The sequence below is a fragment of the Streptomyces sp. NPDC086077 genome (assembly GCF_040686175.1).
Lineage (GTDB): Bacteria > Actinomycetota > Actinomycetes > Streptomycetales > Streptomycetaceae > Streptomyces.
In genome coordinates this window covers 1-8,089 of the sequence record NZ_JBFBJT010000226.1, presented here as the reverse complement: position 1 = coordinate 8,089, position 8,089 = coordinate 1, and the positions used below count along the sequence as shown (strand labels likewise).

Here is an 8,089-nt window from a genome sequence, read left to right as displayed (position 1 = left end):
GGCGGCCGGCCTGGGTGCGGCCGGACGCGCCGACTGCGCCGGTGAAGGCGCGCCGGGCTTGGGAGTGGCCTTCCGGGGGGCAGGCTTCGCGGCGGACTTGCCGTTGCCACTGCCCTGCTGGAAGGCGTCGGTCAGTTTGCGTACTACGGGCGCCTCGATCGTCGAAGACGCCGATCGGACGAATTCACCGAGTTCCTGGAGCTTGGCCATGACGACCTTGCTCTCGACACCGAACTCCTTGGCGAGTTCGTAGACCCGGACCTTAGCCACTTCGCTCCTCTGAGGTCCGGGTTGCGGCCGGACCGTCGCTAGTTCATGGGCGTACTCATCGCGTACTCATCGAGTGCTCATCGCAATCTCGACCTGCTTTCGACTCGCGAGGTACCAGGCCGCACGGGGGGTTCCGTACGGCAAGTTTTCTTACCGTGTTGCCTGCTCGGCAACTGTCGTCCGCTCGACGTACCGGCGCAACGCCTTTGTGTCGGGCGATCCCGGGGCGCGCAACGCCCGCGTGAACGCCCGGCGACGTGTCGCCTGGTCGAGACAGACCAAGGCGGGGTGTACATACGCACCCCGGCCGGGCAGCGTACCGCGAGGATCGGGGACACATTCGCCCTTGATCGCCACGATGCGCAGCAGCTCGGTCTTGGCCGCTCGCTCCCGGCACCCGACACAGGTGCGTTCCGGGCATGCGCGGGCTCGCGTCCGGCCAGACACCGCTAAGTCTACCTCCCCGTAGCGACCTCACCCCTTTGGGGCAGAGATCGAACAGTTGCAGCACCGATAACTGTCGTGATCCAACCCACTCGGGGCCGAGATCTATTCCTCCGGCTGTTCGGTGTCCGGACGGATGTCGATCCGCCATCCGGTGAGCCGGGCCGCAAGTCGGGCATTCTGCCCTTCCTTGCCGATCGCCAGGGACAGCTGGTAGTCCGGCACCGTGACGCGCGCGGAACGGGCCGACATGTCGACGACCTCGACCTTGGACACCCGGGCGGGGGACAAGGCGTTCGCCACCATCTCGGCCGGGTCGTCCGACCAGTCCACGATGTCGATCTTCTCGCCGTTCAGCTCGGCCATCACGTTGCGCACCCGCCCGCCCATGGGGCCGATGCAGGCGCCCTTGGCGTTCAGGCCCGAACGGGTGGACCGGACGGCGATCTTGGTGCGGTGGCCGGCCTCACGCGCGATGGCGGAGATCTCGACGGACCCGTCGGCGATCTCCGGCACCTCGAGCGCGAAGAGCTTCTTCACCAGATTGGGATGCGTACGCGACAGGGTCACCGACGGACCGCGGACGCCCTTGGCCACCCGGACGACGTACGACCGAAGCCGCAGCCCGTGCGGGTAGGCCTCGCCCGGCACCTGCTCCTGCACCGGCAGGATGGCCTCCAGCTTGCCGATGTCGACGAGCACGTTCTTCGGGTCGCGGCCCTGCTGCACCACCCCGGTGACGATGTCGCCCTCACGGCCGGCGTACTCGCCGAGCGTGGCGTCGTCCTCGGCGTCGCGCAGCCGCTGCAGGATGACCTGCTTGGCGGTGGTCGCGGCGATCCGGCCGAAACCGGACGGGGTGTCGTCGAACTGGCGGGGCTCCTGGCCCTCTTCGAGGTCCTCGGGGTCCTCCTTCGCCCACACGGTCACGTGTCCGGTCTCCCGGTTGAGCTCCACGCGCGCGTGCCGGCGGCTTCCCTCGGTGCGGTGGTAGGCGATGAGGAGGGCCGCCTCGATCGCCTCGACCAGCAGGTCGAAGGAGATCTCCTTCTCCCGGACCAAGCCCCGCAGGGCGCTCATGTCGATGTCCACGGCTACGCCTCCTCTTCCTTCTTGTCCTTACGGCTGAACTCGACCTGAACGCGCGCCTTGGCGATGTCGCCGAAGGCGATCCTGCGCGCGGTGGGCTTGCGCCCCTTGACCCCGGGGATCTCCAGATCGACGCCCTCGTCATCGACGGTGAGGATCCTGGCCACCAGTTCGCCGCCCTCCGCCAGCTGGAAGCCGACCAGCCGGCCGATGGCGCGCACGTAGTGGCGGTGCTGAGTGAGGAGGCGCTCCGCGCCGGGGGTTCCCACCTCGAGGGTGTACTCGCCCTCGCCCATCGCGTCGCTCTCGTCGAGCTTCGCCGAGAGCGCACGGCTCACATCGGCGATCTGGTCGAGATCCGCTCCGGAGTCGGAGTCGACGACGACGCGCAGCACTCTCTTACGTCCGACGGAGTCCACCGCGATCTCCTCGAGATCCAGACCCTGGGAGGTGACGAGCGGTTCGAGCAGTTCTCGCAGCCTCTCGCTCTGGGTGGTGCTCATCCGGGTGACTCCTCGGCCGCGTGTGCTGTTGTGGGAAGGTCGCGTGTCTGGTGAAAGGGTATCCGGTCCCGGACGGTGATGCCGTCCACCTGTGTCTGTGCGGTGCCGGTGAGTGGTTTCGGACACATGCACGGGTACGGTGATCACGGGCATGCCGCCCAGTCCTTTCGTACGAGCCTTCGAGGACATCAGCCGTGCCGTTTCCCCTGCCGCCGCGCATGCCCTCGGGGCCGCGCAGAAGGACCCTGCTCGCCTCCGCCGCGGGCGTCGCCCTGCTCACCGGCTGCTCCGGCGGCCCCGACGGCTCCGGCACGACGGGCGGCAGCCCGTCGGCCGCGGACCGGGCACGCGCGCGTGCGGCCCGGGACAGCGACGGCCTGGTCACGCGGTACGACGCCGTGATCGCCGCCCATCCCGGGCTGGCGGAGCGGCTGCGGCCGCTGCGGGACGCGGCGGTGCGGCACGCGGAGGCGTTCGGCGGCGTGCCGGCGCCGGCCTCCCCGACCGCGACGGCCTCCGGCGGCACCAGGAACGTTTCACTGAAGGTGCCGGAGACCGAGCGGGCCGCCCTCGCCGAACTGGCCGCCGCCGAGCGCACGCTCGCGGACCGGCGGGCCAAGGCGCTGCTCGGCGTGCCGGGCGAGCTGGCGCGGCTGCTGGCGTCGGTGGCGGCGGCCGGTGCGGCGCACGCGTATCTGCTCACGGAGGGTGACGGCAAGGCATGAGCGAGGCGAAGGACGGGGAGCTGCGGGCCCTCCAGGCGGCACTGGCCGCCGAGCACGCGGCGGTGTATGGCTACGGCGTCGTCGGCGGGACCATCGGCGAGGCGCGGCGCACCGAGGCACGGACGGCGTACGACGCCCATCGCGCCCGGCGGGACACCCTGGTGCGCCAGGTCCGCGCGCTGGGCGCCGAGCCGGTGGCCGCGGCCGCCGGGTACGCGCTGCCGTTCCAGGTGACCGACCAGGGGACGGCGGTCCGGCTCGCCGCCGAGTTGGAGGAGCGGGTGGCCGGGGTGTACTCCGACCTGGTGCGGGCGGCCGGCGACGGGCTGCGGGGCACGGCCGCTGCGGCGCTGCGGGAAGCGGCGGTGCGGGCGGTGCGCTGGCACGGCCGGAGCGTAACCTTCCCTGGGCTCGCCGAGCGGGCCGGTGCCGCCTCGGTGCCGGCGACACCGACGGCGTGACGCGTACAGGAAGGGGACGTCTCGCGTATGGCTTTCGAACCGCCGCGGCGACTGGTCAGGGCGCTCGGTGAGACGGCGGCGGACAGTGACGACTGGCTGGAGAAGCTGCCCGAGGCGGCGCAACAGGCCGTTGCTCTACGCGAGTTGACCGTGGAACGGGTGCAGGTGCCGGGCGGCCGGAGCAGCCTGGTGCTGCTGGTGCGGCGGGCTGACGGCACGCCCGCGGTGCTGAAGCTGGCCCCGCCCCGGGCCCGCCCGGAGAGCGAGCGGGCCGCGCTGGCGCACTGGGGCGGCCTGGGGGCCGTACAGCTGCTCGAACCCGGCGACGGGGGTGTGCTGCTGCTGGAGCGGCTGCATCCGGAGATGTCGGTGCGGTCGCTGCCCGAGGCGAAGGCGCTGCTGGAGGCGGCGGGGACGCTGCGGAAGCTGTGGGTGGAACCGCCGCAGGGGCATTCCTTCGAGACCGTGGCCGGGCGCACCGGGCGGCAGGCGGAGGCGATGCGGAAGAGCGCCGGCCCGGATCTCGTCCCGCTGGTCGACGCGGCGCTCGCGGCCCGTGAGGAGCTGCTGGCGGCGCCGCCCGACCACCGGCTGCTGCACGGCACGTTCCGGCAGAGCAAGGTGCTCTCCGGGGACCGGATGCCCTGGCTGGCGGTCGGGCCCGATCCGGTGGTCGGCGAGTGCGCCTTCGATCTGGCGCGGCTCGTCCGGGACCGGGTGGAGGACCTGATCGCCACGCCGTCGGGCGCCTCGACGACCCGGCGGCGGGTGAAGCGGCTCGCGGAGTCGCTGGAGGTGGATCAGGAACGGCTGCGCGGCTGGACGCTGTTCCGGGCCGTGGAGTCAGGTGTCCGGGCCCGGCGGGTGGGCCGGGTGCAGGACTCGGAGCTGCTGCTGGAGTTCGCCGGCTGGCTGTGACCCGGGGGGCCGACGGAGCCGCGGACCACGTGCCAGCGCGAGCCGGCCGGCTCGGACCCGCAGCGGCACCGAAGAGCGCCGGGCCGCCGCCAGCCGGCGGCGCTCGCCCCGGGAGCGGGGATCAGGCGGTCAGGCGGGCGATCGCCTCGTCGACCGGCAGCTCCTCGCGCTCACCCGTCCTGCGGTCCTTGAGCTCGACCACGCCCTCGCCCGCACGCCGCCCGGCCACCAGGATCTGCGGTACGCCGATCAGTTCCGCGTCGGTGAACTTGACGCCCGGCGAGACCCCGGCGCGGTCGTCCACCAGGACGCGGAGGCCGGCCGCGGCCAGCTTCCCCGAGACATCCAGGGCGAGTTCGGTCTGGAGGGCCTTGCCCGCGGCGACGACGTGCACGTCGGCCGGGGCGACCTCCTTGGGCCAGCACAGGCCCTTGTCGTCGGCCGTCTGCTCGGCGAGGGCGGCCACCGCGCGGGAGACGCCGACGCCGTAGGAGCCCATGGTCACGCGGACCGGCTTGCCGTTCTTGCCGAGGACGTCGAGCTTGAGGGCGTCGGCGTACTTGCGGCCCAGTTGGAAGATGTGGCCGATCTCGATGGCGCGGTCCAGCTTGAGACCGGTGCCGCACCTGGGGCAGGGGTCGCCCTCCTGCACCACGACGACGTCCACGTACGCGTCGACCTCGAAGTCGCGGCCCGCGACGACGTTCTTCGCGTGCGTGTCCGCCTTGTTGGCGCCGGTGATCCAGGCCGTGCCCGGCGCCACGCGCGGGTCGGCGATGTACTTCACCTTCTCGCCCAGGCCCTGCGGGCCGACGTAACCGCGGACCAGGTCCGGGCGGCCCACGAAGTCCTCGACCGTGACCATCTCGACCGCCGCCGGGGCGAAGTGCGCCTCCACCTTGTCCAGGTCGACCTCGCGGTCACCGGGCACGCCGACGGCGACGATCTCGCCGGCCACCTTCACGAGGAGGTTCTTCAGGGTGGCGGAGGCCGGGACGCCGAGCGAGGCGGCGAGGGTCTCGATGGTCGGGGTGTCGGGGGTGGGGATCTCCTCGGCGGCCGGGACGCCGGACGCGTCCACCGGGTTCAGCTCGTAGGTGATCGCCTCGGTGTTGGCCGCGAAGTCGCAGTTCGGGCAGTCCGCGAAGGTGTCCTCGCCGGCGTCGGCCGGGGCGAGGAACTCCTCCGACTTGGAGCCGCCCATCGCGCCGGCGGTCGCCGCGCAGATGCGGTAGTCGAGGCCGAGGCGCGTGAAGATCTTCTGGTACGCCTCGCGGTGCAGGGCGTACGAGTGGGCGAGGCCCTCGTCGGCGAGGTCGAAGGAGTAGGAGTCCTTCATCAGGAACTCACGGCCGCGCAGGATGCCCGCGCGCGGCCGGGCCTCGTCGCGGAACTTGCTCTGGATCTGGTAGAGGATCACGGGCAGGTCCTTGTAGGAGGACGCCTGGTCCTTCACCAGCAGCGTGAAGATCTCCTCGTGGGTGGGGCCGAGGAGGTAGTCGCCGCCCCTGCGGTCCTTCAGCCGGAACAGCTCCTGACCGTACTCGTCCCAGCGGCCGGTCGCGTCGTAGGGCTCGCGCGGCAGCAGCGCGGGGAGCAGCACCTCCTGGCCGCCGATCGCGTCCATCTCCTCGCGGACGATCCGCTCCACGTTGGCGAGGACCTTCTTGCCGAGCGGCAGCCAGGACCACACGCCGGCGGCGGTCCGGCGCACGTAGCCGGCGCGGACGAGCAGCTTGTGGCTGAGGACCTCGGCGTCCGCCGGGTCGTCGCGCAGAGTCTTCGCCATCAACTGGGACATGCGCTGGACCGATGCGTTCGCCATGGTTCTCGTACTCCTGCTGCGTAAGGGTGGTGCCAAGGAGGTTAGCCGGGCGGTACGGGACGGTGGAAATCGGTTATCGGCGCAACGGCAGCGGGGCGCCCATCACGGCATACGGCTTGGGGGCGCTGGGGAAATGGACCTGGCGGGCGAGGTCCTGGTAGCCGAGGGAGCGGTAGAGGCCGCGGGCGGGGCTGTCGGTGTCGATCGCCGAGAGGATCGAGCGGGGTTCGGCCGCCGTGTCCGTGATCGTGGTGATGAGCGTCCGGCCGATGCCCTGGTTCTGGTGGCGCGGGTGGACGTGCAGCTCGGTGATGACGAAGGAGTCGTCGAGCCACTCGTCGTGGTGCTGGGCGCGCAGGTAGGGCTCGACAACGGTGGACCACCAGTGGGCGCGGTCGTTGGGCATGCCGTAGACGAAGCCCACGAGGCGATCGCCCGCGGTGGCACCGAGGGCGCGGGCGCCGGGGTAGCTCATGTGGCGCAGGACGATCTGGCGGCGGACGGCGATCTCGTCGGAGCCCAGACCGAAGGCCGCGGCTTGGACTGCGAGGGCCTCGTCTACGTGGGCGGGGAGATCCAGGGGGCCGAAGACGAGGTCCATGGCGGGGAGCTTACAGGGGGGTTTCGGTGGTCCGCCGGGGGCGGGTGGGTCGGGGCCGGCCGCGCCTTCGCGGGCGTCTAGAACAAGACACTCATGAAGGCGCCGACCTCCTGGAAGCCGACCCTTCGGTACGTCCGTCTCGCCGCCGTGTTGTAGTCGTTGACGTACAGGCTGACGACCGGGGCGATGTCCGCGAGGGCGTAGCGGAGGACCGCCGCCATGCCGGGGGCCGCGAGGCCCTGGCCCCGGTACTCGGGAGCCACCCAGACGCCCTGGATCTGGCAGGCCCGGTCGGTCGCCGCGCCGATCTCCGCCTTGAAGACGACCCGGCCGTGTTCGTCGAGGCGCGCGAAGGAGCGGCCGGAGCCGACGAGTTCGGCGACACGGGCCTGGTAGAGCAGGCCGCCGTCGCCGGCCAGCGGGGAGACGCCGACCTCCTCGGTGAACATCGCCACGCACGCCGGCATGATCGTCTCCATCTCGTCCTTGCGGACGCGGCGGACGTAGGGGTCCGGGGCGATGCCGGTGGGCATCCGGTCGGTGACCATGAGCGGCTGGTGGGCGCGGACCTCGCGGGCGGGGCCCCAGTGGGGTTCGAGGAGCCGCCAGAGCTGGCCGGTGGGGTCGGCGGGGCCGACCACGGAGGAGCAGCGGCGGCCGGACCGGCGGGCGCGGTCGGCGAAGGCGCGGACGGCGCGCGGGGTGGCGCAGATGGGGACGAGGTTGGCGCCCGCGTAGCAGAGGGACGTGAGCATGCCGTCCTCGTACCAGCCCCACATCTCGCCGCCGAGCCGCCACGGGTCGAGACCGGCGACCTGGACCCGGGAGGTCACGAAGGCGTTGGCCACCGGCTCGCGGTCGAGGATGGTGAGCGCGGCGTCCAGGTCGCTCGGTTCGAGGACCCGGGAGGTCGTCTGGGTCAACACGGGCGGGGCCTCACGGGTGGGGTCTGCTGATCTCCGCACTGTACCCGCGGAAGCTGAGCGGTGCCGCCCCGCATGAGGCACCGCCGGCCGTGAAGTGGGCGCCGTGGTGTGCGCCCACTGTCTCGGGTCGTTCAGAGGCTTGGGGGGCGGGTTCCGTGTGCCTCGTCGCGCAGGTTTCCGCGCCCCCTCGGGGAGTTGTTCAGCCCGCGACGGAAACCGAGGGCTCGCCCGACGCCGCCCCGTCCGCCTCCATCTGCTCGGCCAGCTTCATGGCCTCTTCGATCAGCGTCTCGACGATCTTCGACTCCGGGACGGTCTTGATGACCT

Annotated in this window: 10 protein-coding genes and 1 pseudogene; 3 read left to right on the top strand and 8 right to left on the bottom strand. The window is 71.9% G+C overall.

Translation table 11 applies throughout. From position 1 onward, the window contains the following. From AB0O67_RS35220 to rimP, 4 genes are all read right to left on the bottom strand, one after another. Window positions 1-270 (bottom strand): translation initiation factor IF-2 N-terminal domain-containing protein (locus tag AB0O67_RS35220; RefSeq protein WP_365459481.1); only part of this gene is annotated, 270 nt, incomplete at its 3' end. Between the two features lie 150 nt (window positions 271-420). After that, on the bottom strand, window positions 421-717 hold the full coding sequence (locus tag AB0O67_RS35215; RefSeq protein ID WP_365459478.1) for a YlxR family protein: 297 nt from the start codon (window positions 715-717) through the stop codon (window positions 421-423). A 102-nt stretch (window positions 718-819) separates the two neighbouring features. Then, complete coding sequence (gene nusA / locus AB0O67_RS35210) at window positions 820-1,806, bottom strand: transcription termination factor NusA (RefSeq protein ID WP_365459475.1); 987 nt, start codon at window positions 1,804-1,806, stop codon at window positions 820-822. Between the two features lie 2 nt (window positions 1,807-1,808). Next, window positions 1,809-2,306: a ribosome maturation factor RimP gene (gene rimP / locus AB0O67_RS35205; RefSeq protein ID WP_365459472.1), complete on the bottom strand. Its 498-nt coding sequence runs from the start codon at window positions 2,304-2,306 to the stop codon at window positions 1,809-1,811. A 194-nt stretch (window positions 2,307-2,500) separates the two neighbouring features. Here rimP and AB0O67_RS35200 point away from each other — a divergent pair, with 194 nt between their 5' ends. The 3 genes from AB0O67_RS35200 to AB0O67_RS35190 are packed head-to-tail and all read left to right on the top strand — an operon-like array spanning window position 2,501 to window position 4,410. Beyond that, window positions 2,501-3,031 carry a hypothetical protein gene (locus AB0O67_RS35200; RefSeq protein WP_365459469.1) on the top strand — a complete coding sequence of 177 codons (531 nt, stop codon included), beginning with the start codon at window positions 2,501-2,503 and terminating at the stop codon, window positions 3,029-3,031. Further along, complete coding sequence (locus AB0O67_RS35195; protein WP_365459466.1) at window positions 3,028-3,492, top strand: ferritin-like domain-containing protein; 465 nt, start codon at window positions 3,028-3,030, stop codon at window positions 3,490-3,492. Before AB0O67_RS35200 ends, AB0O67_RS35195 begins: the two co-directional genes overlap by 4 nt. Window positions 3,493-3,519: 27 nt before the next feature. Beyond that, window positions 3,520-4,410 carry an aminoglycoside phosphotransferase family protein gene (locus tag AB0O67_RS35190; RefSeq protein ID WP_365459463.1) on the top strand — a complete coding sequence of 297 codons (891 nt, stop codon included), beginning with the start codon at window positions 3,520-3,522 and terminating at the stop codon, window positions 4,408-4,410. A 121-nt stretch (window positions 4,411-4,531) separates the two neighbouring features. Here the strand turns inward: AB0O67_RS35190 and AB0O67_RS35185 are convergent, their stop codons facing one another. The 4 genes and pseudogenes from AB0O67_RS35185 to AB0O67_RS35170 all read right to left on the bottom strand — a co-directional run. Then, the gene (locus tag AB0O67_RS35185; protein WP_365459460.1) at window positions 4,532-6,235 is read right to left on the bottom strand and encodes a proline--tRNA ligase; all 1,704 of its coding nucleotides are present in this window, start codon (window positions 6,233-6,235) and stop codon (window positions 4,532-4,534) included. Between the two features lie 73 nt (window positions 6,236-6,308). Further along, a complete protein-coding gene (locus AB0O67_RS35180; RefSeq protein ID WP_365459457.1) occupies window positions 6,309-6,836 on the bottom strand; it encodes a GNAT family N-acetyltransferase in 528 nt (175 codons plus the stop codon). A 77-nt stretch (window positions 6,837-6,913) separates the two neighbouring features. Further along, window positions 6,914-7,762 carry a GNAT family N-acetyltransferase gene (locus AB0O67_RS35175; protein ID WP_365459454.1) on the bottom strand — a complete coding sequence of 283 codons (849 nt, stop codon included), beginning with the start codon at window positions 7,760-7,762 and terminating at the stop codon, window positions 6,914-6,916. 199 nt (window positions 7,763-7,961) lie between these two features. Next, a pseudogene (locus AB0O67_RS35170) lies at window positions 7,962-8,089 on the bottom strand (4-hydroxy-3-methylbut-2-en-1-yl diphosphate synthase); the annotation flags it as partial.

Bases quoted from the DNA above. Each gene is read 5' to 3' on its own strand.
- AB0O67_RS35195 (WP_365459466.1), top strand. From the start codon at position 3,028: ATGAGCGAGGCGAAGGACGGGGAGCTGCGGGCCCTCCAGGCGGCACTG.
- AB0O67_RS35185 (WP_365459460.1), bottom strand. From the start codon at position 6,235: ATGGCGAACGCATCGGTCCAGCGCATGTCCCAGTTGATGGCGAAGACT.
- AB0O67_RS35190 (WP_365459463.1), top strand. From the start codon at position 3,520: ATGGCTTTCGAACCGCCGCGGCGACTGGTCAGGGCGCTCGGTGAGACG.
- AB0O67_RS35180 (WP_365459457.1), bottom strand. From the start codon at position 6,836: ATGGACCTCGTCTTCGGCCCCCTGGATCTCCCCGCCCACGTAGACGAG.
- rimP (WP_365459472.1), bottom strand. From the start codon at position 2,306: ATGAGCACCACCCAGAGCGAGAGGCTGCGAGAACTGCTCGAACCGCTC.